This is a genomic window from Paenibacillus allorhizosphaerae (assembly GCF_042659105.1).
GTDB classification, from domain to species: Bacteria; Bacillota; Bacilli; order Paenibacillales; family NBRC-103111; genus Paenibacillus_G; species Paenibacillus_G allorhizosphaerae.
Map to the genome: position 1 here is coordinate 291261 of NZ_JBHSRV010000002.1, position 23534 is coordinate 314794.

At 52.7% G+C, this 23534-nt stretch carries 18 protein-coding genes; 12 read left to right on the forward strand and 6 right to left on the reverse strand.

Translation table 11 applies throughout. From position 1 onward, the window contains the following. Nucleotides 1–14: 14 nt before the first annotated feature. Together ACFQI7_RS09890 and ACFQI7_RS09895 are read left to right on the forward strand one after the other, a co-directional pair. Nucleotides 15–3158, forward strand: a complete 3144-nt coding sequence (locus ACFQI7_RS09890; RefSeq protein ID WP_218099598.1) for an alpha-mannosidase — start codon at nucleotides 15–17, stop codon at nucleotides 3156–3158. Nucleotides 3159–3392: 234 nt separating this feature from the next. Further along, the gene (locus ACFQI7_RS09895) at nucleotides 3393–4052 is read left to right on the forward strand and encodes an SGNH/GDSL hydrolase family protein (protein WP_218099599.1); all 660 of its coding nucleotides are present in this window, start codon (nucleotides 3393–3395) and stop codon (nucleotides 4050–4052) included. A gap of 102 nt (nucleotides 4053–4154) precedes the next feature. Here the strand turns inward: ACFQI7_RS09895 and ACFQI7_RS09900 are convergent, their stop codons facing one another. After that, nucleotides 4155–5348: an alpha/beta hydrolase family protein gene (locus ACFQI7_RS09900; RefSeq protein ID WP_218099600.1), complete on the reverse strand. Its 1194-nt coding sequence runs from the start codon at nucleotides 5346–5348 to the stop codon at nucleotides 4155–4157. A 584-nt stretch (nucleotides 5349–5932) separates the two neighbouring features. Here ACFQI7_RS09900 and glyQ point away from each other — a divergent pair. Further along, complete coding sequence (glyQ, locus tag ACFQI7_RS09905; RefSeq protein WP_218099601.1) at nucleotides 5933–6820, forward strand: glycine--tRNA ligase subunit alpha; 888 nt, start codon at nucleotides 5933–5935, stop codon at nucleotides 6818–6820. Further along, complete coding sequence (glyS, locus tag ACFQI7_RS09910; protein WP_218099602.1) at nucleotides 6813–8894, forward strand: glycine--tRNA ligase subunit beta; 2082 nt, start codon at nucleotides 6813–6815, stop codon at nucleotides 8892–8894. The genes glyQ and glyS overlap by 8 nt, the downstream gene beginning before the upstream one ends. 73 nt (nucleotides 8895–8967) lie before the next feature. Here the strand turns inward: glyS and ACFQI7_RS09915 are convergent, their stop codons facing one another. Together ACFQI7_RS09915 and ACFQI7_RS09920 are read right to left on the reverse strand one after the other, a co-directional pair. After that, nucleotides 8968–9735 (reverse strand): metallophosphoesterase family protein, encoded by a 768-nt coding sequence (locus ACFQI7_RS09915; protein ID WP_218099603.1) that lies wholly within the window; start codon nucleotides 9733–9735, stop codon nucleotides 8968–8970. 94 nt (nucleotides 9736–9829) lie between these two features. After that, a complete protein-coding gene (locus ACFQI7_RS09920) occupies nucleotides 9830–10588 on the reverse strand; it encodes an AraC family transcriptional regulator (protein ID WP_218099604.1) in 759 nt (252 codons plus the stop codon). A 143-nt stretch (nucleotides 10589–10731) separates the two neighbouring features. On the opposite strand from ACFQI7_RS09920, the gene ACFQI7_RS09925 reads away from it, so the two are divergent. The 7 genes from ACFQI7_RS09925 (at nucleotide 10732) to ACFQI7_RS09955 (ending at nucleotide 19492) form a co-directional block, all read left to right on the forward strand. Beyond that, a complete protein-coding gene (locus ACFQI7_RS09925; RefSeq protein WP_218099605.1) occupies nucleotides 10732–11715 on the forward strand; it encodes a hydroxyacid dehydrogenase in 984 nt (327 codons plus the stop codon). Between the two features lie 22 nt (nucleotides 11716–11737). Further along, entirely contained in the window at nucleotides 11738–12595 is an 858-nt protein-coding gene (locus ACFQI7_RS09930; RefSeq protein ID WP_218099606.1) for a sugar phosphate isomerase/epimerase family protein, read from the forward strand. Continuing rightward, entirely contained in the window at nucleotides 12582–13979 is a 1398-nt protein-coding gene (locus tag ACFQI7_RS09935; RefSeq protein ID WP_218099607.1) for an enolase-like domain-containing protein, read from the forward strand. Before ACFQI7_RS09930 ends, ACFQI7_RS09935 begins: the two co-directional genes overlap by 14 nt. A gap of 23 nt (nucleotides 13980–14002) precedes the next feature. Then, nucleotides 14003–15190: a Gfo/Idh/MocA family protein gene (locus tag ACFQI7_RS09940; RefSeq protein WP_218099608.1), complete on the forward strand. Its 1188-nt coding sequence runs from the start codon at nucleotides 14003–14005 to the stop codon at nucleotides 15188–15190. Between the two features lie 99 nt (nucleotides 15191–15289). Beyond that, nucleotides 15290–16219, forward strand: a complete 930-nt coding sequence (locus ACFQI7_RS09945) for an alpha/beta hydrolase family protein (RefSeq protein WP_218099609.1) — start codon at nucleotides 15290–15292, stop codon at nucleotides 16217–16219. 374 nt (nucleotides 16220–16593) lie between these two features. After that, nucleotides 16594–17529, forward strand: coding sequence for an aminoglycoside phosphotransferase family protein (locus tag ACFQI7_RS09950; RefSeq protein WP_218099610.1), 936 nt, complete (start codon nucleotides 16594–16596; stop codon nucleotides 17527–17529). Between the two features lie 643 nt (nucleotides 17530–18172). Beyond that, on the forward strand, nucleotides 18173–19492 hold the full coding sequence (locus tag ACFQI7_RS09955) for an ABC transporter substrate-binding protein (RefSeq protein ID WP_218099611.1): 1320 nt from the start codon (nucleotides 18173–18175) through the stop codon (nucleotides 19490–19492). Nucleotides 19493–19593: 101 nt separating this feature from the next. On the opposite strand, the gene ACFQI7_RS09960 is transcribed toward ACFQI7_RS09955, so the two are convergent. Genes ACFQI7_RS09960 through ACFQI7_RS09970 form a run of 3 tightly spaced genes read right to left on the reverse strand, consistent with a single transcriptional unit; the run spans nucleotide 19594 to nucleotide 22444 of the window. Then, complete coding sequence (locus ACFQI7_RS09960; protein WP_218099612.1) at nucleotides 19594–20895, reverse strand: ABC transporter substrate-binding protein; 1302 nt, start codon at nucleotides 20893–20895, stop codon at nucleotides 19594–19596. 44 nt (nucleotides 20896–20939) lie between these two features. Continuing rightward, nucleotides 20940–21905 (reverse strand): hypothetical protein, encoded by a 966-nt coding sequence (locus tag ACFQI7_RS09965; protein WP_218099613.1) that lies wholly within the window; start codon nucleotides 21903–21905, stop codon nucleotides 20940–20942. Next, nucleotides 21881–22444: a hypothetical protein gene (locus tag ACFQI7_RS09970; RefSeq protein WP_218099614.1), complete on the reverse strand. Its 564-nt coding sequence runs from the start codon at nucleotides 22442–22444 to the stop codon at nucleotides 21881–21883. Before ACFQI7_RS09970 ends, ACFQI7_RS09965 begins: the two co-directional genes overlap by 25 nt. Nucleotides 22445–22602: 158 nt before the next feature. Between ACFQI7_RS09970 and ACFQI7_RS09975 the strand changes: the two genes are divergently transcribed. After that, nucleotides 22603–23466 (forward strand): helix-turn-helix domain-containing protein, encoded by an 864-nt coding sequence (locus ACFQI7_RS09975; protein ID WP_218099615.1) that lies wholly within the window; start codon nucleotides 22603–22605, stop codon nucleotides 23464–23466. Nucleotides 23467–23534: the final 68 nt, after the last annotated feature.

Here is a 23534-nt window from a genome sequence, read left to right on the forward strand (position 1 = left end):
GGAGGCAAAGCCAGATGTTTTTTACGGAAGAAAAACTAGCGTTACGAATTCGGGAATTAGCCGGCCACAGGTACCGGGATGCGGTGAAACTTGCCGATCTAAAGTTTCAAATCGACGAGAAAGGAGAAATTGGAACATATCCGCCCGAAGACGGTCAATGGAACGAAATGCGGATCGGCGACCGTTGGAAAGGCCGCGATGTATACGCGTGGTTGGCTGTGGATGTACGCATCCCGTCGGAATGGAAAGGGCGGCCCATCGTAGGTTTGTTTGATTTCGGCTTGCCGGGAGCGACGGCGGCAGGCTTGGAAGCGCTGCTGTATTTCAACGGCTCGCCGTACCATGGCGTAGATGCCAATCACCAGGAAGTTTTTTTTCCGGAGGACTGCGCAGGAACGACCGCGTCGTTGCGGTTTCGCATTTGGACCGGACTCGATGCGGCCAACACGGCCAAGCCACGGGAATGCGAGCTGAAACGGGCGGAAATCGCCTGGCTGGACGAAGCGGCGGATGATCTTTTTTATACCGCATCCGCCGTGCTTGATACGGTCAAGGAACTAAGCGACAACCGGCCGGAGCGGCATGAGCTGCTGCAAGCGCTGAACGCTGCGATGAATCTGGTGGATTGGTCTTATCCGGGATCGCCGTCGTTCTATGAATCGGTTGCGGGCGCGCGCGAATCGCTGCGGTCCGCCGTCGGCAGGATGGAGAAGCATACGCCCGTGACCGTCCACTGCGTCGGCCATACGCATATTGACGTGGCGTGGCTTTGGCGGCTGAAGCATACGAGGGAAAAGATCGCCCGTTCCTTCTCGACCGTCCTGCGCTTGATGGAGAAATACCCCGAATATGTATTTTTGCAAACGCAGCCGCAGCTCTATGACTATATTAAGACGGATTATCCGGAAATATACGAGCAAATTCGCGCGCGAGTGAAGGAGGGGCGCTGGGAAGCGTCCGGGGGCATGTGGCTTGAGGCGGACTGCAATGTAACATCCGGCGAATCGCTCATTCGCCAAATTTTGCTCGGCACCCGGTTTCTGCGGGACGAATTCGGAGCCGAATGTACATATCTTTGGCTGCCGGACGTATTCGGTTACAGTTGGGCGCTGCCGCAAATATTGCAAAAATCAGGCATTCACACGTTCATGACCACGAAAATCAGCTGGAATCAATATAACCAGGTGCCGCATGATACGTTTCAGTGGAAAGGGATCGACGGTTCGGAAGTGCTGGCCCATTTTATTACAACTCCGAGATTGGGTGGAAAAAACGTGCCGCGGCACGGGTATAACGGCGTGCTTCGGGCCGAGACCGCGCAAGGGATATGGGACCGGTATCATGATAAAGAGCTGAACAGCGAACTGATCATGTCTTTCGGTTACGGTGACGGAGGCGGAGGCGCCAATCGGGAAATGCTGGAGTATCGCCGCCGTCTCGATGAGCTCCCGGGCATGCCGATAATGACGATCGGAAGAGCGGATCAATATTTTGAGAGGCTGCAGCAAACCGTTGCGGAGACGAATGCTTACGTCCATCAATGGGATGGCGAACTGTATCTGGAGTACCATCGCGGCACGCTGACGAGCCAAGCGTATAATAAACGGATGAACCGCAAGCTGGAGCTGCTGTATAGGGAAACCGAATTTTTGTGTGCGATGAGCGGCTTGCTTGGGAACAGCTGGAGTCATTATCCGCAAAAGCAGCTGACCGACGGCTGGAAAATCGTGCTGCGCAATCAATTCCACGATATCATTCCTGGCTCATCCATTCATGAAGTGTACGAAGACAGCCGAGAGGAGTACGAAGAAGCGGAAGCCATTGTCGTTAGGGAATGGAAAAACGCAGCAGAATCGGTAACAACTGGCGAATCCGCTTCTGGCAAATTGACCGTGTTCAATTCAGCGAACTGGCGGCGAAACGATTTGTTGAAGGTTTCAGCGTTCAAGGATCGGAAAGCGGGCATATGGACGGACGTTCACGGACAAGAGCTGAAAGCGCAGCGCGCCGATGACGATAGTTGGCTGGTCGAACTAACCGGGCTTCCTTCCATGGGCTACGCGGAGGTTCGTTTTACGGAAGCCGAAGCTTCGGCAGACAAAGTGAAGTCGAATACGGGGCCATTCACCCTTCGCGAATCCGGATTGTCGACGCCGCATTATGAGATCGATTGGAATGCCCAGGGGCAGCTGACGCGTATATTCGATAAAAAAGCCGAACGGAATGTGCTGGAGAAAGGCGCGCGAGGCAACGTATTCCAAGTATTCGAAGATAAGCCTCTCATGCACGATGCCTGGGACATCGATCTGTTCTATCAGGAAAAGATGCGCGAAATCGACGGAATCCGGCGCATTGAGCTGATTGAAGCCGGGCCGCTGCGGGCGGTAGTTCGTTTCGAATGGGAATACGGGAAGTCGGTCATTCGGCAGGACATGGTCGCTTACAGCGGCAGCCGGCGGATCGATTTTGAAACGAACGTCATTTGGCACGAAAGGCAGCAGCTCCTGAAGGTGGCGTTTCCCGTGGAAATACGCGCGACCGAAGCGACATTCGACATTCAATTCGGAAACGTCAAGCGACCGACCCATTGGAATACGAGCTGGGACTTTGCCAAATTTGAAACGGCCGGCCACCAGTGGGCGGACTTATCTGAATACGGATACGGCGTCAGCCTGTTGAATGATTGCAAATACGGCTATGACATTAAAGGAAAGACGATGCGTCTGACTTTAATCAAATCCGCGATCCGACCCGACCCGCTTCAGGATCAGGGGGAGCACGCTTTTATTTACGCTTTGCTGCCGCATGCCGGCGGCTGGTTCGAGGGGAATACGGTCCGTGAGGCGTGGCAGCTTAACAATCCGCTCACGTATGCGACTGGACAACCCGCACAACCGGAAATGTCGCTGTTCCACACGGATGCGGCTAATGTAATGATCGATGCGGTGAAAAAAGCGGAAGATAGCCAGACGGTGGTACTGCGGCTTCACGAGTTTGCTGGCAGTCGAGGAAGGGTGGACATCTCCAGCAGTCTTCCAATTCGGTCATGGCAGGAATGCGATTTGTTGGAGCGCCCGTGCGGCGAGACGTTTACGGAGCCGGTGATTCGTCTTCCGATCACGCCATACGAGATCAAAACGGTACTCATCGAATTTTGAAACGATTGATTTTTATCGATGCATTTTCGAAGCTTGAATCAAATGTTGAATCTACTATTCCTCACTTAAAAGGCCGCCGATTAAGCCACAAGCTTAAAGCGGCTTTCCTTATATCGTCTTTTCAAATCATCTTCGTCGTTGTTCATTCGTGCGCGAGAAGGTATTCCCAATCGGATTACAGCAGGCAATCGCGGTTATGCAGCATTCTTTTTAACAATGAAAGGGGTAGAAATCATGAATGCAAAGGTCGTCGCATTCGGAGACAGCATCACGCGTCTAGGGACGAATAAAGCGGCTCATACGGAGGAGGCTGCTGCGCAGGACAAAACGTACTGGCTTGATGCGCTTGCCGCAAAGTTTTATTGGGAGCTGGTGAACTCTGGAGTTAACGGCGATACGACAAGCAAGGCGATGAACAGAATTCAACATGACGTACTGACTCACGAACCGGATTTTGTGCTGATCAGCTTTGGCATGAACGACCATGTAATGAAGAAAAAGAATGTACCCAACGTCTCGCCGGACCAATATGAAACGAATCTAAGATCAATGGCGCAGATGGTACGGAACAGCGGCGCGGAACCGATCTTTATAACTACAAATTACATTGACGAAAACAAGTACTACACCAGACACGATCCTGCATTTTACGAAGACGTGAATGGAGCGCAAGCGTGGCTCGACAACTACATACAAATCATGCGCAAGGTGGGGGAAGATCTGAAGATTGGTGTGGCCGACGTCAGGGCGGAATGCGATCGGTACGAGCTTCACAAGTTTTCCGTAGACGGCGTTCATCCGAACGCATTGGGACAATCCGTATACGTTAAAGTTGTCGGCGGTTATCTCGAGGCTAATAATGAACGGTGGAAACGGAAGGGATATTCCGTTTGAAATTATGTCCGGACAACGCGAAAAAGGAGTGCATCGCACCCCTATGAGGAAACGTCGATTTCCAGTATGGCAAAACTCCGTCGTTTAGCCCGATTCGGGCAACTATTCCTCGAGCGTATGGGAGAGGATAGTAACGGGCGTACTCACTACCTGCTCCTTCGTATCCGTCAGTTGGATAAAATAAGCAGCCGTACCTTCCGGAATGGCCGCATGAATTTCAGACGCATTGGCGTCGACGGCCGCTTCCGTGCAGTTCCACTGCATTTCGAACCAATCCGACGTATCGGTAGCATAGTACAGCTCCGCTTTAAGCACTGGGTTACCCGAACTATAACCGACGGTAGCCCTTCGTTCACCGCTCTCGTATCGCAATACTTGCGGTAACGGCGTGCCGCCTCGGGTCATTTGATCGGCGAAGCTGTAAATTTCCTGCCTTTTCCAACCTGCGGCGTGCGAATGCCCCAATTCGAAATGAATGCTCATCCCGGAGGCCTGGAACCCGTTCCGAGCGGTCACATAAGACTTGCTGAACAAATGCAGCGGGAAATGCGGATCGCCGCTCCAGGTCAGCCACAGCATCGGGAACGAAACGCGAGGCAAATAAGCGGACGGATCCCATAAATTTTTGATTTTTTGGGAATCATCCGCAGGCATGGCAGCGAAGCTTTGACCGTACTTGTTGCTCGATTCATATAAATATCCGCATCCGTAGACGGGAACGCCGAAAGCGAACCGATCGTCTACACCCGCGACGATGCCGGTTACGATGCCGCCCCAAGATATGCCGGTAATCCCGATCCGGGCGCAATCGACGTGATCCAGTGACCGGAGAAAAGAATGGGCAAGGATGACATCGGCGGCGGCATGATACATCCATTGATCTTCAGTTGGCAGCGCGAAATCTTGGAATTCGCCTTGTCTGGACGGCCCGCTCCATTCATGCTGCGGCCTTGTGCCGTCGCTGTTTTTGGCTGTCGGCAAATGCCCCTCCAAATCCATGGCAATGGCCGCGTAGCCTCTCGCATTCCACAACTGCACCCACTCCTTGAATGCCGTTCCGCCGCCGCCATGCACCAGTACCATCGCGGGAACGGTCTCGCCGGGAACGGCGGCCGGCACGCTATAGTAAGCAAAAAAGCGCGTCGGTCTGCCTTGGTAAGGCATTCCTTCAAGAAGTACCGCCTGGATCTCGTCATCATTCATTTCGTATGCAGGAAACGATTGCGGCGATTGATACAGCTTCTGCAAGTCCCATGGCGAATGATTTGCCTCGTGAGGCGTTCTTGCGTTTTCCATTTCGTATCGTCCTCGCTTTCTCCTCTGTGCCTGTTACATTTCCATATTCGCTTTTGATTAGCGTTATCCTGCCGGCATCGCTGGCAGCAGTGATGCGGAACGGCAGGACAAAACGGACGGCGAATTTTATTTGTACGGCCATTTGGCCAAATCGAATCCGCATTGGCTGCGTACGGACGGTCAGGTGCTTGTGGTGTTTTATGGTTTGCCGCCTGGCAGCCCAAATAAAGCTCAGGTAAGGGAAATGCCGTTTGACAGCGTCCGTCCGTTTGGGTAGAATACTTCGTAATTGAATGACTCTCGATGAAGGAGAAAGTAGTCGGTCGTCGTCGGCAAGCGCAGCGAGCCGGGGATCGTGCAAGCCCGGAGAGGCGGACCGTGCGAAATGGCGCTCCGGAGAGAAGATGGGAAAAGAGCGGGTTCTCTTCAGGAGAACCAAGTAGGGTGGAACCGCGAGAGCTTCGGCTCCCGTCCCTACGTCTGCCACGGCGGCGGACGTAGGACGGGAGCCTTTTTTGCATGACCGCTCCATCGCTCCGGACGGACGCATGCCGAATCTCATTCTCAAGGAGGAGCGATTCGCTATGAACTTTCAGCAAATGACGCTGACGCTGCAGCAGTTTTGGGCGGAGCAAGATTGTATCGTCATGCAGCCGTATGACACGGAGAAAGGCGCGGGGACGATGAATCCGATGACGTTTCTGCGCACGATCGGTCCGGAGCCATGGAACGTCGCCTACGTGGAGCCGTCCCGCCGTCCGGTCGACGGCCGTTACGGGGCCAATCCGAACCGGCTGTACCAGCATCACCAGTTTCAGGTGGTGATGAAGCCGTCGCCCGACCATATTCAAGAGCTTTATCTGGAAAGCCTGAACCGGCTCGGCATCGATCCGAGCCGACACGATATCCGCTTCGTTGAAGACAACTGGGAGGCCCCGACACTTGGCGCTTGGGGACTCGGCTGGGAAGTATGGCTCGATGGGATGGAAATTACGCAGTTCACTTATTTTCAACAAATCGGCGGCATCGATTGCCATCCGGTGGCGGTTGAAATCACCTACGGGATGGAAAGGCTCGCTTCCTATATTCAAGAAAAGGAGAACGTGTTCGATCTGGAATGGGTTCAAGGCGTCACGTATGGGGACGTATTCGGACAGCCGGAATTTGAGCATTCCAAATATACGTTTGAGGTGTCCGATGCCGAAATGCTGTTCCGGCTGTTCTCGATTTACGAGGCCGAAGCGATGCGTGCGGTGAAGGAACATCTCGTATTTCCGGCATACGATTATGTGCTCAAGTGTTCGCATACGTTCAACCTTCTGGACGCTAGAGGCGCCATCAGCGTAACGGAACGGACCGGATACATCGGAAGGGTGCGGAACTTGGCACGCTCCGTTGCTTCCGCTTACTTGCAGGAGCGGGAACGGCTCGGATTTCCTTTGCTGAAGGAAAGGGGGCAGCGCCATGCCTAAAGATTTGCTTCTCGAGATCGGCCTGGAAGAGATGCCGGCCCGGTTTGTACGCGCGGCGATGGAGCAGTTGAAGGAAAAGACGGAGAACTGGCTGAACGACAGCCGTCTTTCCCACGGCGGGATCAAAGCTTATGCGACGCCGCGTCGGCTTGCCGTATGGGTCAAGGATGTGTCTGACAGGCAAAGCGATATCAACGAGGAAGTGAAGGGCCCTCCGCGGCGCATTGCGTTGAATGAATCCGGGGAGCTGAGCAAAGCCGCGCTCGGATTTGCGCGGAATCAGGGCGTGGAGCCGGAAGCGCTGTTCTTTCGGGAGCTGGACCGCGTACCCTATTTGTATGCGCGCAAGCTCGGCAAAGGCTTCGAGACGTCGCTGCTGCTGCCGGAAGGGCTGTCCACTCTCGTAACATCGCTCGCCTTTCCGAAAAATATGCGATGGGGCAGCCATGAGCTTCGCTTCATTCGACCGATTCGATGGCTCGTCGCGCTTCACGGTTCGGACATCGTCGATTTCGAAATTACGGGCGTAGCCTCTGGCAACGTGACTCGCGGTCACCGGTTTCTCGGACAAAACGCAGTGGTCGGAGAGCCTTCTCTGTATGTTGAATTGATGAGAGCGCAGCACGTGATCGCCGATGTCGAGGAGCGCCGCCATCTGATAGTTTCCGGGATGGAGGCACTCGCTGCGGAGCGCGGCTGGCGTATCGACATCCAGAAGGATTTGCTGGAAGAAGTGTTGTTTCTGGTGGAGACGCCTACGGTTCTCGCCGGCTTGTTCGACCCATCGTTCCTCCGCATCCCGCAGGAGGTGCTGGTTACTTCGATGCGGGAGCATCAAAGGTATTTCCCCGTGCTCGATCAAGCGGGAAAGCTGCAGTCGTACTTCGTGACCGTACGCAACGGGGGGAGTCAGTCGCTGGACATTGTGGCAAAAGGAAATGAGAAAGTGCTGCAGGCGCGGCTGTCCGACGCGAAGTTTTTTTACGAGGAAGATCAAAAGCTCGTCATCGCGGATGCGCTCTTGAAGCTGGAACATATCGTCTACCACCAAGAACTTGGCACGATGGCCGACAAGGTACGGCGTATCCGAACCATTGCTGACCGGCTTGCACAGCAATTGCACTTCAATGAAGCGGTGCGCAATGACGTCAGCCGCGCTGCGGACATTTGCAAATTCGATCTCGTCACCCAAATGGTATACGAATTTCCCGAACTGCAGGGCATGATGGGCGAAGATTATGCCCTGCTAGCCGGAGAGAGGGAGGCGGTAGCCCGTGCCGTGAACGAGCATTATTCCCCGCGCAACGCGGCCGATCAGCCGCCGGCGTCCGTCGTCGGAGCGATCGTCGGGATCGCTGACAAAATCGATACGATCGTCGGCTGCTTCTCGATCGGCATGATACCGACAGGCTCGCAAGATCCGTATGCGCTTCGCCGGCAATCGGCGGGCATCGTCAGAACGCTGCTTGCGCATAGTCTGGAGCTGACGCTGCCGGAGCTGTTCCGCATCGCGCTGGACGCGCATGCCGGTCGCGGACTTGCTCGGGAGATATCAGACATCGTCCGGGACTTACGGGAATTTTTCGCGCTGCGGGTCAAAAACGCGCTAACCGAGCAAGGCATACGCACCGACATCGTCGATGCCGTTCTCGGTGCGGGTACGGAAGATGTGCGGCGAACGCTGCTTCGGGCCGAGGCGCTGGAAGCGGCGGCTTCGGGGGACAACAAGGAGCGGTTCCGTCCTTCGCTGGACTGTTTCCATCGCGTCTGCGGCTTGGCAGCGAAAGCGGAGGGGCGGCGGGTGGATGCCGGTTTGTTCGCGGACCCGGCAGAATCGGCGCTATACGAAACGTGGCAGGCGGCTCACGCGCAATACATGAGGGCGAATGCCGAGGCTTGCATGGGAGATGCGCTGCTTGCATTGTCTTCGCTTTGCGACCCGGTAACCGTCTTCTTCAATTCCGTAATGGTCATGACTGAGGACGAAGCGCTGCGCTGCAATCGGCTTGCGCTGCTTGCGAATGTGGCGGAAGACGTGAAATCATTCGCCGATTTCTCGAAAATCATGGGTTAAGGTAAAATTTCGGGGGGCTGCTGCGGTAGCTCCCTTGGCGTGCATATGCAGCAAACGCAAGCGCGCCTCAAGATTAAGGAAACCGGTCAATCGCTGTGCGCCGCTCATAGGGGATCGGCTCCCACCAGCCTTTTTTCAAAGCGTCACCGTACCACTCCGGCGAAAAACAAAATTTTGTCTCTTTGGCGATGGAAACGATCTTATCGATATCGTACTCGACCTTACGAAACGACAGAGAGCCGTCTGCGGTGTCGAGAATCGTATAGGAAGCCCTCCAATCGCCGTCCAGCGAAAAACCGACCGCTCCCGTATTCACAAACGCTTTTTGATGCGACCGGAACAAAAAAGGCGTATGTATATGTCCCATAATGATCCAATCTGCTTGCACCTCATCGATATGCTTCGCAAGATGCTCCATGGTATCGCCAGGCCGAATGGCGGCATTGCAATCCTTCGGCGTGCCGTGAACGAAAAGAAACGATTGGCCGTCGGACTCGATTCGATATTCCATCGGCAAATGCAATAAATACGTCAAGTCGGCTTGATCCATCCGGTCGGTATGCCAAGTCAAGTAAGGATGCGCTGCCGCGGGCTGCGACGTAGAGCTGCTGCCGTTACAGGTATGGCCCGCCGCCTCGAGCAGATACAAATCCGTATTTCCATAGACGCAAGGTATGTGCAGCTCGCGGATTTTTCGGATGCACTCGCTCGGAGCAGGGCCTTTATATGCGATATCCCCAAGGCAAATGACGGTATCGACCGATTGCGTTTCGATATCCCGCAGCACGGCGTCAAGCGCGACAATGTTTCCGTGCATATCGGAAATAGCGGCAATTTTCAAATGGACCAATCCTCCACAATAGGAAGTTTTACTACCACCCCGAGCCGATTTCTACTTACCGGCCTATCAACACAGTCCTATCTTCAGCCGAAGATCACATACCGTCGCTCCTGCGCCTGAACTCCCTTGGTCCGACGCCCGTAGTCCTTTTAACGAACCGCGAGAACGAAAAAATATCTTTGAATCCAAGCTCTTCGGTAATGTCCGATATATTAAATTCGCTGTACTGCAGCATTTCTTTAACTTTTTCCATTCGCACCCGGTCGATGAACGATTTCAAATTTTCGCCGGTATGCTGCTTGAATTGATTGGATAAATGACTGCGCGTATAAGACAAGCGATTGGCAAGTTCGTCTACGGTTACCGGTTTGCCGTTCTTCTCCCTCACGATGTCGGATACCGTCCGCACCAACTTGCTCGCATCGTCTTCGGCATGGCCGTTATCGTCCGAGCGAAGGTATATGAACAACGCATCGATCAGCGCTTCCACGAACGCTTTTTCATACGGCCTCAGGACGGTACCGGTCACCATCGTTTGGAGAGAGGCGCTGAATTTTTCCGTAAACACCGACTTCCGGATGACGCCGCCCGGCCCTGCAATATCCGTTCCGCTGCGTTCGAATTTCAGGCTGATCCAAGCCGTTCCGGGATCGTCATAGCAGAACTGATGCTCTCGATAGGGGGGGATCCACAGCATATCCCCGGCATTCAGTGCCTCGCTCTCACCGTTCAACGTGTAGACGATACGCCGGCGCGTGGCAAGTTCCACCTGCCAGAAAGGATGCGAATGCAAGCCGGTTTTACCGGCGCTCTGTCTTACGGTTTTATAGAAAGTGAGCAGATTCGTGCTCATACGTGAGGCCACCTCCCTATAAGCTAAACAATATCAAGAATCATACAAAACGACAAGTAATGAAGCGATTTTGCCATTCGTTCCATATGCCGGCGATGGTATATTTGTTTTGAAAACATAATGGAAAGGTTGTGCCGTTCAAGATGGTCCAAATTGGAGTGTTATTGCCGATTAGCATGCAAAAAGCTATATTTTCCGAAGCTAGCCGCAACGATCTGGAAGCGGTTGCAAATGTTCGTTGGAATGAAACGGACGAACAACTGAATGATGAGCAAGCATGCGAATTCCTTCAAGGTTGCGAAGTGTCCATCGGCTCATGGAGAACGCCGAAGCCGAGCAAAGCGATTCTGGAGGCATGTCCTACGATTAAGCTTTGGGAGCATGCAGCCGGGTCGGTCAAAGCTTTTTTTACCGATGAACTGCAAGGAAAAGAGATCATGATAGCTTCATGCGCCCCGGCGATCGGGAGAACGGTCGCGGAGATGGTTCTCGGCGAAATGATTATCGGCCTGCGCCGCATTATTCCGAATGCGCAGAGCAACCGTACGGAGCGGAGAACGCCCGTGCCGAATAAGCTGTATTTGGCGGCAGCGACCGTCGGTATCATCGGCGCATCGCAAGTCGGGCGGTATTTTCTGCAGCTCGTGCGTCCATTCGGCCCGCGGGTGCTGCTCTACGATCCGTACATCACGCATGAAGCGGCGGCGCAATTGGGCGCAACGAAAGTCGATTCGCTGCTGGAGCTGTGCGCACAATGCGATGCCATCACCATGCATACACCGATGACCGATAGTACGAGGCAAATGATGGGGGCTAAGGAATTTCAGGCGATGAAAGACGACGCCGTATTCATCAATTCCTCGCGCGGGGGCTGCATCGACGAGCGGGCGCTCATTGCGGAATTGGAAAAAGGCCGTCTGTTCGCTTTCCTCGATGTCTCCGATCCGGAGCCGGCGGATATGGACAATCCGATCCGAACGATGCCGAATGTCATTTACACGTCCCATCTGGCCGGCGGTCAAAGCTACCATATCGGCAATCAGGTTGTGGAAGACGTTAAGGCGTATTTGAGCGGGCAAAAGCCGAAAATGGTCGTCACCTGGGATATGCTCGACCGGCTCGCCTAACCATATTCGGGAGGTATGACCTATGAAGGAGATAACATACTCGCTGTTCCCTAAGTTTTTCCAAAGCTGTAGTGCGGATCAACTGGCGGAGATCGCTTTGGATTGCGGATTTGATGCCGTGGATCTCGTTGTACGCGACGGCTATTGGGTAACGCCGGAGCGTATGGCGGAGGAAGCGGCGGCGTTTGTCAAAACGATGCAGCGGCATAAGCTGAACGTCACGTTCGCGACAACAGGTTATTCGCCGGAGATGCTGTCCGAGGACGATACGCCTTTGCGGGTGATGGCGGAGAATGGCATTGCGAGTTTTCGCATGTCGTATTTTTCATATCAAGCAGACGAAGATTTGTTTGCGCAGATGGAGAAGGCGCGCATTCAGATGCAGCGCATGGCCGAGCTTTGCGAAAAGTTTCGCGTCAAGGCGGTGTATCAGGTGCACCACGGCGATCGTATGCTGATCCAGCATACGTATGAGGCGTTGGCCCTGATCAAAGACTTGCCGTCCGAATATATTGGCATTATGCCGGATCCAGGCAACCAATTTCATGAAGGTTCGGACAACTGGAACAAGGCGATTGCCGGTTTGGGAAGCTACGCTGCAGCCGTGGGCGTGAAGGACGGCACATTCCGGTTTCGTCCCGAAGATGCAGCTTTGCCGAACAAAGGCTGGTCCAAGGTATGGACTCCGTGCCAGGAGGGGGTTACCAATTGGCATGTGATCGCCAAGGCGCTGCGCAAAGCGGGTTTTCAAGGCGTGTTCAACTTTCAGCCATTCTACCATAGCGGCAGCCTCGACCTGTTGATTCCCGCATTAAAGGAAGAAGTGCGGTATATTACGAAGGTGCTGGAGCAAACGGAGGTCGCCGATGAAGCCGTATGATATAATGGTAAAAGGACTTGAGCTGTACTACTTGCCCGTGCAAACGCGCGTCCCCTTGAAGTTCGGATCTGAAGTGCTTACGAGCGTGACCTGTGCCAGAGTGTGCGTTCGAACGGAAAACCGGCGCGGTGAACAGGCGGAAGGGTGGGGCGAAACGCCGCTCAGCGTACAATGGGTGTGGCCGAGCACGCTGGGTTACGACGTTCGCGAGCGTGCGCTCAAACGCATGTGCGAACTAATCGCCAAAGATTTGGCCGATTGGAAGGAGCAAGGACATGCGTTCGAGCTCGGTCACTCGTATCAAAAGCAGCGTCTTCCCGAACTGGTTGGCGCCTTTAATGCGACTTCGGGCTTGCCCGAGCCGATCCCGTATTTGGCGGCGCTCGTCTGCTTTTCCCCCTTTGACATCGCCTTGCATGACGCCTACGGCGTTACGAATCAGATTCCCGTCTACGAAACGTACAAAGCCCAATATATGAACGCGGATTTATCCGCTTATCTGGAACCGGCAGCCGGGTCAACGATCCGGTTTGACGAATTGTACCCCGAGCACTTTTTTGCGGCTCCGCCTGCCAAGGAGTTGGTCGCTTGGCATTTGGTCGGCGGCAAAGACTTGCTGTTCAGACATGAGCTGACCGGGAACGAGCGCGATGACGGGTATCCGTATACGCTGGAAGATTGGATTGAGCGGGACGGCTTGCAATGCTTGAAAGTGAAGCTCGCGGGCAACGATGCGGCTTGGGATTATACCCGCCTCGTTCAGGTCGGTGAAATTGCCCTTGCCAGACAGGTGCAGTGGCTGACCGCCGATTTCAATTGCCAGGTTACGGACTGCGAGTACGTGAATGACATATTGGACCGATTGCTGCTGGAACATCCGGCTATTTACAAATCGATTTTGTACATCGAGCAGCCGTTTCCTTACGATTTGGAGGCGAATCGTCTCGATGTTCGCAGCGTCAGCGCCAGGAAACCGCTCTTTATGGACGAGAGCGCCCACGACTGGGAACTCGTGAAGCTCGGCCGGGAGCTCGGATGGACCGGCGTCGCGTTGAAAACTTGCAAGACGCAAACGGGAGCGCTGCTCAGCCTTTGCTGGGCCAAGGCGCATGGGATGACGCTGATGGTTCAAGATTTGACGAATCCGATGCTGGCGCAAATCCCCCATGTTCTCTTGGCTTATTACGCAGGCACGATTATGGGAGTAGAGACGAACGGGATGCAATTTTATCCCGAAGCGTCCGGGTACGAAGCCCGAGTTCATCCGGGATTATACCGGAGGCAGCAAGGCAAGGTGCAGCTTGACAGCATTTCAGGCAGTGGGTTCGGTTACCGCGCCGGGCAAATGGAGAGGCCGCTGCCGGAGCCCACAGCTCGTTATTAGACAGCAAAAAGGCGGTGATTCCGGTGAAACCGGGAAATGGCAAAGTCAACATCGGCATAATCGGAATGGGAAATATGGGGCAGCTGTACATGGAGCAGCTGTCCAAGATGGATCGCTGCCAGGTCGTGTCGATCTGGAGCCAGAAAGAAGAAAAAGTCAGGAAGTTGTCCGCGGAACATCAAGTGCAGGGCTATACCGATTACATCGCTTTATTGGATGCCGGGGACGTAGATGCGGTGATCCTGGCTACGCCCCATTATCAGCATACGCAAATGGCGATCGAAGCGCTGCGCAGAAACATCCACGTACTCGTCGAGAAGCCGGTCGCCGCGCATACAAGGGACGCAGAACGCATGATTACCGCGCATGAAGAGCAGAAACGGCACAACCCCGATCTTGTATTCGCCGCCATACACCAGCAGCGGACGAACGAGCATTGGCGCAAAGTCAAGGAGATGATACAGGACGGCAAATTTGGAAAATTGATGCGCTACTCCTGGATCAATACCGGCTGGTTCCGTCCGCAGGCTTACTTCAACGTCGGCAATTGGCGCGGAACGTGGTCGGGAGAGGGCGGAGGCGTCCTGTTGAATCAATGCGCGCATAACCTGGACATCTTGTGGTGGTTGTTCGGGCTGCCGCAATCGATCACGGCGACGGCCTCGTTCGGAAAGTACCACCATATCGAGGTCGAGGACGAAGTACAGGCCCTACTGCAGCATGATGGGGGACTGGTCGGCAGCTTTATCGCTTCCACTGCCGAGTGTCCCGGCACCGACCGGCTCGAAATCGTAGGCGAACATGGGAAGCTGGTTTACGAAAACAAAAAAATCGTGATGCATATCAACGAGGAATCGGCTCTTGACTATATTCAGCAGTCGCAGCGAGCTTTCGGCACGGTGAAAAGTCACGTGGAGGAGCTTGAGTTCGCCGGAAAGGCGGGCCCGGGGCATGAGCAAATATTGGAAGACTTCGTTCAGGCCATCCTCGAACGGAGAGCCCCGCTCGTTCCCGCGGCCGAAGGCCTGAACTCGCTGATGATCATCAATGGAATGGTGCTGTCGGCATTGCGCGAAAGCAAGATTCGCCTTCCGCTGGACGGTGGAGAATTCGAGCGCACGCTCCAAAGTCTTATTGAACAATCTACCTACAGCAAACCGGTAACGGATCACGCTGAAGTCAAAGTGGATGTAAAAGATTCGTTTCGCTAAAGGTACAGCCGATTCGCATCTGGGCAAATATGGGACGCTGTTATATAATGGGTGAATTCAAGCTCCGCCACTTATGCATGTAGAAACATGGTGATATCGATGAACGGACAACCGGCAGGCGGCGGCAAATGGCTGCTGCTGTTGTTCATGTTGTGTCTTCTTTGTTCCGGCTGCGTACAGAAGCACGTCGACTTTGCAGAACCGCCGAGCGCGCCTGATAAAGCAAGCGATCTGACGCCGGGCGCCGTACAAAAGCGGCGTCTTCAAGGCGATGCCGCGATGGAATATTATATTTACGTTCCGCGAAAAGGAGGCGATGGCGCGAAACTTTTCGTGACCGTGCACGGCGTTTCCCGAGACGCCGACCTGCATGCCGAGAAATTCGCGTCGTTGGCCGAACAATACGGCGTCGTATTGATCGCTCCGGTTTTTTCAAGCAAACGATTCCCAGGCTACCAGCAGCTCGGGAATAAGGAGCAAGGGAACCGCGCCGACCAGGCGCTCATGAAGATCGCGGCCGAGGCGGGGCAACTGTCCGGCGCCCAATCGGACCGACTTTATTTATTCGGTTTCTCCGGGGGCGGGCAATTCGTCCACCGGTTTGCCATGGCGTTTCCGGAACGGGTGGCGAAGCTGAGCGTAGGCTCGGCGGGTTGGTATACATTTCCCGATCCGAAGCTGCCTTATCCGCAAGGAATCCAATCGGTACCCGATCTTCCCGGCGTCCAATTCGATGCGAACGCATTCCTGAAAATCCCCACTCTTGTTACGGTGGGGGAGCGCGATACGACGAGAAACGATCCGCTGGAGAAAGACCCCGAGATCGATGCGCAGCAAGGCTTGACCCGGGTCGAACGGGGAAAGCGATGGGCTCAAGCGATGAAGGAAGCAGCGAATGCGGAAGGGATTACGGCGGATTACCGATTCCAAACCGTTCCGAATGCGGGTCACAACTTCGAAAACTGCATGGATAAGGGAGGAATGGGGAAGAGCGTCTTTGAATTTCTGTTTGGCACCGCGCCTGTATAGCAGGAGCGGCCCGACCGTACGCTGCACCGCTTCCACCGGTTGGAATGGGGTATGCTGGGGTGTGCGGCACGCATCATTCGCATCCAGCGACGCCTGAGCGTATAATCCTCTCCTTTGTGACTTGAACGAGCTCCTCATACAGCCGGGACTTCATGGACTGCAGTTCCGCATCTCCCGGCTTTGACTCCGCCGAATTCATTACGTTCCGATCGGTCCACCATACCGGACCTCTCGGCTCCGCTTCGTCATTCCTCCCAGGCAGCATAATACATCCACTGTAATACATCGCGGGCCGAATCATAATGGATTTTTGTTGCGCGATTCCAAAATACGGCACATTGCAGCCTAATACAATTTGACTGAGGATATCCCCAATGGACCCTAGCATAGATTCAAATCTGATCACGTTATTGTCGGATATTCGGCGTACTGCAAGTTTTGACAACTATGAATTTCTGCTTAAAGGCCATTCGAACGCCAAGAAGGTCATTCTTTTTCAGTCCGGCGAACCGGTCTATTTGCTGCGCGTATATGACGCAGATTCGTTTGCGCGCCGCTCAGAGGAATACGATTACCTCGAGCGGCATTACAATCATGGCGTGAATTGCCAAAAGCCGGTTGCAATCGGTTTGGCTGACGAGCTGAAGCTTTGTTATTTGTTATTGACGTATACGGAAGGGCAGAGCGGCGAAGAAGCGCTACCCGGCCTATCGCCGGAATCACAATATATGCAAGGCGTGGAAGCGGGAAAGCAATTGCGAATCATTCATATAGTCGAGCCGAAAGTTCCTTTCCGTTGGGCGGATAAACGATACGGGAAATACGTTAACAAAAAGGAAGTGCTCCGAGAGCTGAATTTGAACTTCTACAAGCAGCATGAGATCGAATCGTTTATAGAACGCCACTTTCATTTGCTCGAGTCCAGCCCGGTACGATTTCAACATGACGATTTTCATCCCGCCAACATGATATTTAAGGATGGCCGGCTTAACGGCATCATCGATTTCAGCCGGTTTGATTGGGGCGATCCGTGGGAGGAGTTTTTCAAGCTTCCCAAATATACTTGCTGCGTAAGCAAACCGTTTGCCCGGGGGCAAGTTCAAGGCTATTTCGATGGACGGATTCCGGACGAGTTTTGGTTGAAATACCATTTGTTCGTGGCGCTCAATCAGCATGCCACTTTGATCGGCGGCTATCAGAGCCAAAGAGTAGAAGAAACGCAGGAGAAAATACAGCGGACGATTCAGTCGCATAATTTTGCGGATGGGGGACCGCCGAGTTGGTTTATATGTAAAAATTTTTTTAGTTGACATTATCTGACTTAGGAAATATGATGGTTATAATCATATGAGCATACGGCAAAGGCTTGAGTCCTGGAGAAAACCTTATCCGTAATCATATCCTTCCATTGTCATGGGTCGGGGGTATGTTTACTAGGATAAGGTTTTTTGTCACTATACGTTGTTAACGTTCTCAAAAGCGGTGACGGCCTACAGTTCGAATAGCGTTCGCTTGTTTTTTGGAGGCTGCAGTGCATCTTGTAAGCGTTTTAATTGGCGGTAAGTGGAAGAGTGCGTTGACGGTGTTCGTTTTGCAGTACATGGGCAGGGGGAGCTTGATTCAGAAGCGGCCATTTTGAAAGCGCATCAATTTTATCGGAAGCACTTACATTGCCAATTTCCTAATCGGAGGAAATATTTACAATTGCTTATCATTTCCCAAACATGGCTTTAACAATCCTCAATTATGATAGGAAAGGTTCTTAGCTTGTCTGCTGTTAAAGGCCGTTGTCGCCGGAGTTTTTGCGCAAGATGAATATCCGGAGGCAAACGCTTGAGGGGAGGTGATGGAAATACCGAGCATCCGAGTGCTGGGATGAACGGGACGACATGAGCCGTATACTTTAACGTTTTTTGACTATCATAACACATTCATCAAAAGGGGAGTACAAACATGGGTAATCATTACAAAAAAATGACTGTGGCCATGCTTGCCGGCATGATCGCATTGACCGGGTGTTCTTCAGGCAGCAAGCCTGCCGAACCAAACAAAGCGGCGCAGGAAGCCGAAGTGAAAGTATCTACCGATCCGGTCACTTTGAAGTTTTATGTTAATGTAACAAGACTTTCGCCTGTGGAGTTCCAGACGTTCTTCGTCGAACCGCTTAAGAAGAAGTATCCGCACATTACGCTTGAAAAAATCGAAGGGGACCTGGAGAAGCTTATTGTCGCCGGAGAAGTACCGGATCTTATTTTTTCCGACAACGATTGGCACATGCCGCTAGCGGCTCTGGATCTTCCTGCGGACTTGACCGATCTGGTCGCGAAATTCAAGCTTGACCTGAACCAATTTATCCCGGAAACAATTCAAGCCGTCCGAAATCTCGATTCCAAGGGGAAAGAGCTTCAGGGCATTCCGTTTAGTAGAAATACGGGAGCTTTATTTTACAATAAAGACATTTTTGACAAGTTCGGGGTTCCATACCCGAAGGATGACATGCTCTGGAGCGATGTGTTGGATTTGGCCCGTAAATTGACAAGACAGGCGGACGGCGTTCAATATATCGGCTGGGATCCGCGTTTTCCTGACCATATCATCAGCCCATATACGCAGCCGTTCGTAGATCCGAAGACGAATAAAGCGCTCGTGGATATTCCGATGTACAGGAAAATTCTTGAGCTGTTCCAGGCCAACTACAACATTCCCGGTGTAGTCAATGGGAAATCGTATGCCTATGCAGAGGCTACGTTTATGAAGGAAAAGAGATTGGCCATGGAAGCGGACTGGGTATCGAAATTGATCAGCCAGCTTCTCGAAGCGGAAGAGACCGGCGGCGCTCCGAACTGGGATATCGTAACGAATCCGACCTTTGAGGATGCGAAAGGGAAGGGACGTCATGCGCTGGCAGATATGCTGGTCATTACGAAACCAAGCAAGCATAAGGAACAAGCGATGCAAGTGATCCAGATGCTCACTTCCAAAGAGTCGCAGCTGCAAATTAGTAAGTTTTCCCGGATTCCTGTCCTGAAAGATCCGGATCTCGTAAAAGCATTCGGTACGGAGAGCCCTCTGCTGAAAAACAAAAATTTGGCGGCCATTTTCAAATATCCAAATACGCCGACGCCGCCGCCAAACAAATATGACAAAGATGTGCAAACGCTGATTCGTAACATGCGGGCGGAGCTCGCTATAAACAAGAAGGATATCAACACGGTGCTCAGAGAAACACAGGATGCTGCCGACAAGAAAATTGCCGAATTGATGAAGCAATAAGCGAGCTTGTGCTTGTAAAAAAAGAAACATGCATAGGAATCCGGCATTAAACAGACAAACACTGACCCGCGCGGTCAGTGTTTGTTGCATTTTCATTCGTTTTATTTTTTAGAGCTTTCAACGACCTTGGTGACGCCTTCCTCCACCTCGCGGAACGCCGTATTGATGTCTTTTTTGCCGAGCGCCATATCGATCAGCGGTGCCCGGAACGCTTTTTCCGCATCCCCGTCATATACGGCTTTGGGTGAAATCGGAGCGAACTTGTTGTAAAACACCGATTTCAAGTTTTTGTTCTTCGCATTGCCACCTTGCCCGTACACGTCTTTCACTTTTTTATCCGTTAACACGGGCATAATGCCCGATTTGGACAGCTCCGTCTGAAACTCTTCGGAAACCAAAAATTTGATGACTGCCATAGCCGGATCTTTTTGCTTGCTGATGCTAGTGATGCTGAAGAACGTCGGGTACGATTGGGAACCTACGCCGGGAAGCTCTTTAAATGTCGGATATGCAACCATATCCCAGTTGAGGCCGGACAAATCTTTTTGCACGAACATATACGATTGATAACCGTACATCGCAAGAACCTGATCTTTCCAGAACATCGCATCCGCTTCCGGCAGCAGGTTTCTTTGCTGAATGCTGGTACGGAACGCATCCAGCTCGGCCGGCTTTAAAATCGCCGATTCGTATATCGTTTTCCAACGCGGATCGGTAATCGTCGCTTTCTCGGTTTTCGGATCGACGTAAGGCAGCGAAAACGAGTTTAGACGGAAGTAATGAATGTTGGACATGCCGAAGCCCAAATACTGCTTGCCGTTCTCGAAACGGGTCAGCTTTTTGTTCAGCTCGACCACATCGTCCCACGTCATCCCGTCTTTTGGATAAGGCACGCCGAAGCGGTCGAAGATGTCCTTGTTGTAAAACAACGCCATATTGTTGTTGGAAACAGGCAGCCCGTACATTTTACCGTCGGATATCATCTTGATCGCGTCGATCGTCGTCGGCTCGAATTTGCCCAGATCGACTTTATTTTTTTGGATGAGCGGCGTCATGTCGTATTGCAGATTGTACTTGATCAGACCGCCGACGAATTGTCCTACCGACTCCCAGTATATGTCGATCGGGGCATTCGCCGCCATCAAGGTGTCCAATGTTTGTTCTTTTGTTTTTTGCAGGTACGTAATTTTGTAATTCGGAAATTTTTTGCGGATCGCATTACCGAACCGTTCGTCGAAACTTTCGACGGGATCGCCGCTGTTGGAGTAAAATACCAAATCGGCGGGCGCGTTCGGATCGAATGACTGGCTTTGTTTATCGGGATTGGTCCCGGTGCCGGCACTGCATCCGGCTAATAGGCTTATAATTACAATGGAAGCTGCGGCAGAGTTGAATTTGGACATTAGCTTCACCTCTTGTTAGGAGTGGTCATTGGATTCAATAAGAACTATTCCAGCTGCATGCGTAAGCTTTGAATTACTTTAGGATGCGGCTCCCAAGCGTATTTCCCCGACAGCTTTATCTGACGGTGCTGCTGCTTATAAGTGCCGCACGCCTCTTCCAACCTGTCGATCTTAGAACGTACGTCTTGGACAGTGATGGCGAGTGGATCATGGCGAATCAAGCGAATGGCGAAGTAGGCCGCTTTGTATAAGCGGTACAGCTCTTCCCAGGAGCGCAGCGCGTGCATTCCTTGAAGCCACTGCGGATGACGATCGAACTGCGAGGCATGGCGCTCCATATAAGCTAAAATGACATCGAGATAAAAGCGGGTCTTCTCGTCATCGGCCTGCAAAATGCGAATCCATTCCTTCGTAGGACGGTCGCACAGCTGTTCGGCCAGCCGGTCTTTTGAAGCGGACGTCCAGACGGGAAGCCGGTCGGCATTTCCGTCCTTCAAATGGGTTCGAGCGTAGTCGTGCTCCGGAAGATTGGAATGATTCGCGAGCCACAGCTTTTGAGGGAACAGCATCCGCCGTACGACTTCCGTCGCTAAGCCAAGGAGATGCGCAGCTCCGGGAAAATGTTCTTTCTCCCATTCGCTAACGATTTGTTCCAGCCGAATCTCCGGATTGGCGGCGTATTTGGCGAAAACTTGCAGTTCCAGCTGGCCCCAAGGCTTGTAGATAGCGCTGTTGCCGGCATCGGCATCGTATCGGTCCAGCCGGAGACAGCATGTGTCGATGCCGGACTGCCGGGCGCACTGAATGCGCTTCAGCAGCAGCTCCGGTTCGGCGAAGGGCAGCACGGTCTGCATCTCATATTCATGACCCAGATCGAACTCGATCCACTGCTGCTTGGGGCGAACTTGTCCCAAAACGGGATTGTCGGGATAGTATGGATGCCAGTCATGGGGGACGCATTTGCTCATGACAGCCACTTCATCGTTCAGCGAGCGGATGGCCGACAGCATGTCCCCAATCTCTTTTTCCCTGTACACGAAATCCCGAACGCCAGGCGAGCGTTCATCCGCTTGCACGTCTCAAGCATACAGTCGACCAATTGCCGGGTTTTGCGCATGAACGCGTCGCTGCCGGAATGCAAGGAATCCACATTCTTGTTTTTGTAAACCTCGTACTGTGTTTCCGCAAATGTGAGCACCAATCCGTCCAATCCGGTAAGAAGCGTACTCAGGAAAGCTTCGTACTTCCGCTCCAGATGAGGCGGTAACCGGGGATGATCGAGATCCAGCCGGCCGTCATGAACGCAATCTTCCGGAGGATCGTAAATTTCATGTGTCCAGCACCAAATTTGAAACCGATGGTTTTTCAGGAGTCCGACGATTTCTTGCACTTGGGCAAGCCGTTCCGAGTCGTTCATCACATCATCCGCGTGGTGGACAAGCCGATGGCTCAGATGAAACGCGCGTACGCCGCCATAACGTTCGGCCAGCAGGGCCGCATCTTCGAGGTACTGCTTATGAAGCGTCAATGGAAGGTAGTGCAGGTTCATTTGCGAAGGAACTCACCTCTTTATATCCATTTGAAAAGGCTTACAATATTGTTTATTATATTGCAATACAGTGTTATATTCTTGGATCAATATTGCCGAATTTGCCGTATTCTTACCTTATATTGCGATAGCAGCGATATGGAAGAAGGAGTGGTTGGATGCAGGAACAAAGAGTTTTTCAATATGACAACGCATCGCGTACGTTCCATTTTAGCTATTTGATCCGCAAAGGATTGTACGACCAGAAGAAAAGCCACCTGCATGAACATAGCTACGAAATCTATTATTTGCTGTCGGGGAAGCGGAATTATTTTATTCAGGATCGGGTGTATGCCGTACAGAAAGGCGATCTGATCATCATTAACAAGAAGGAACTGCATCACACGGCGGATCGCGGCGAGCCGGGGCATGAAAGGCTGTTGATCAATGCCGCGGAACCGTTCGTTCGTCCCGCAATCGACCCCGGAGCGCCGGCGCTGCTCCCTTTTCACCGGGGATCGGGAGTGCTGCGGCTAAACTTGGAGGAACAGTCCGCTGTAGAAACGCTGATGCTCCGGATCATGGACGAACTCAAAGGAAAGCAAGCGGGCTATGAGCTCTATGCCGAGGCGCTGCTCACGGAACTGTTGCTTCTCATTTACCGATGGGAGGAACGCTACGTCTCGCAGGACGCCCCTTCCCAGGACAATTTGCAGGAAAAAATAACGCAGGTGGCCCGGTATATTTCCACTCACTATAAAGAAGACATTACGCTCGAAAAGTTGTCCGATCATTTTTTCATCAGTCCGTACTATTTGTGCCGCATATTCAAAAAATTGACGGGGCTCAGCGTGGTCGAATATGTTCAATTGGCCAGAATGAGGGAAGCGAAACGGCTGCTCGAGGAAACGAACGAGAAGATTATCGACATTGCGGAAATGGTCGGTTATGCCAGTGTAGGCCACTTTAACCGGGTATTCAAAAAAACGGCGTTCATTACTCCGCTGCAATTTCGAAAGAGAATGAGGAAGCAGGCGAGGTAACGAAGGAGCATTTTCAGCGGGCATTCAGCTAATCTTTAACAACCATTAAGTTTATATTCATTTCTATT

What these genes read in the sequence shown, in the direction of transcription:
- ACFQI7_RS09890 (WP_218099598.1), top strand. Translation starts at nt 15, where the DNA reads ATGTTTTTTACGGAAGAAAAACTAGCGTTACGAATTCGGGAATTAGCC.
- ACFQI7_RS09895 (WP_218099599.1), top strand. Translation starts at nt 3,393, where the DNA reads ATGAATGCAAAGGTCGTCGCATTCGGAGACAGCATCACGCGTCTAGGG.
- ACFQI7_RS09900 (WP_218099600.1), bottom strand. Translation starts at nt 5,348, where the DNA reads ATGGAAAACGCAAGAACGCCTCACGAGGCAAATCATTCGCCATGGGAC.
- glyQ (WP_218099601.1), top strand. Translation starts at nt 5,933, where the DNA reads ATGAACTTTCAGCAAATGACGCTGACGCTGCAGCAGTTTTGGGCGGAG.
- glyS (WP_218099602.1), top strand. Translation starts at nt 6,813, where the DNA reads ATGCCTAAAGATTTGCTTCTCGAGATCGGCCTGGAAGAGATGCCGGCC.
- ACFQI7_RS09920 (WP_218099604.1), bottom strand. Translation starts at nt 10,588, where the DNA reads ATGAGCACGAATCTGCTCACTTTCTATAAAACCGTAAGACAGAGCGCC.
- ACFQI7_RS09925 (WP_218099605.1), top strand. Translation starts at nt 10,732, where the DNA reads ATGGTCCAAATTGGAGTGTTATTGCCGATTAGCATGCAAAAAGCTATA.
- ACFQI7_RS09930 (WP_218099606.1), top strand. Translation starts at nt 11,738, where the DNA reads ATGAAGGAGATAACATACTCGCTGTTCCCTAAGTTTTTCCAAAGCTGT.
- ACFQI7_RS09935 (WP_218099607.1), top strand. Translation starts at nt 12,582, where the DNA reads ATGAAGCCGTATGATATAATGGTAAAAGGACTTGAGCTGTACTACTTG.
- ACFQI7_RS09945 (WP_218099609.1), top strand. Translation starts at nt 15,290, where the DNA reads ATGAACGGACAACCGGCAGGCGGCGGCAAATGGCTGCTGCTGTTGTTC.
- ACFQI7_RS09950 (WP_218099610.1), top strand. Translation starts at nt 16,594, where the DNA reads ATGGACCCTAGCATAGATTCAAATCTGATCACGTTATTGTCGGATATT.
- ACFQI7_RS09955 (WP_218099611.1), top strand. Translation starts at nt 18,173, where the DNA reads ATGGGTAATCATTACAAAAAAATGACTGTGGCCATGCTTGCCGGCATG.
- ACFQI7_RS09960 (WP_218099612.1), bottom strand. Translation starts at nt 20,895, where the DNA reads ATGTCCAAATTCAACTCTGCCGCAGCTTCCATTGTAATTATAAGCCTA.
- ACFQI7_RS09965 (WP_218099613.1), bottom strand. Translation starts at nt 21,905, where the DNA reads ATGCTGTCGGCCATCCGCTCGCTGAACGATGAAGTGGCTGTCATGAGC.
- ACFQI7_RS09970 (WP_218099614.1), bottom strand. Translation starts at nt 22,444, where the DNA reads ATGAACCTGCACTACCTTCCATTGACGCTTCATAAGCAGTACCTCGAA.
- ACFQI7_RS09975 (WP_218099615.1), top strand. Translation starts at nt 22,603, where the DNA reads ATGCAGGAACAAAGAGTTTTTCAATATGACAACGCATCGCGTACGTTC.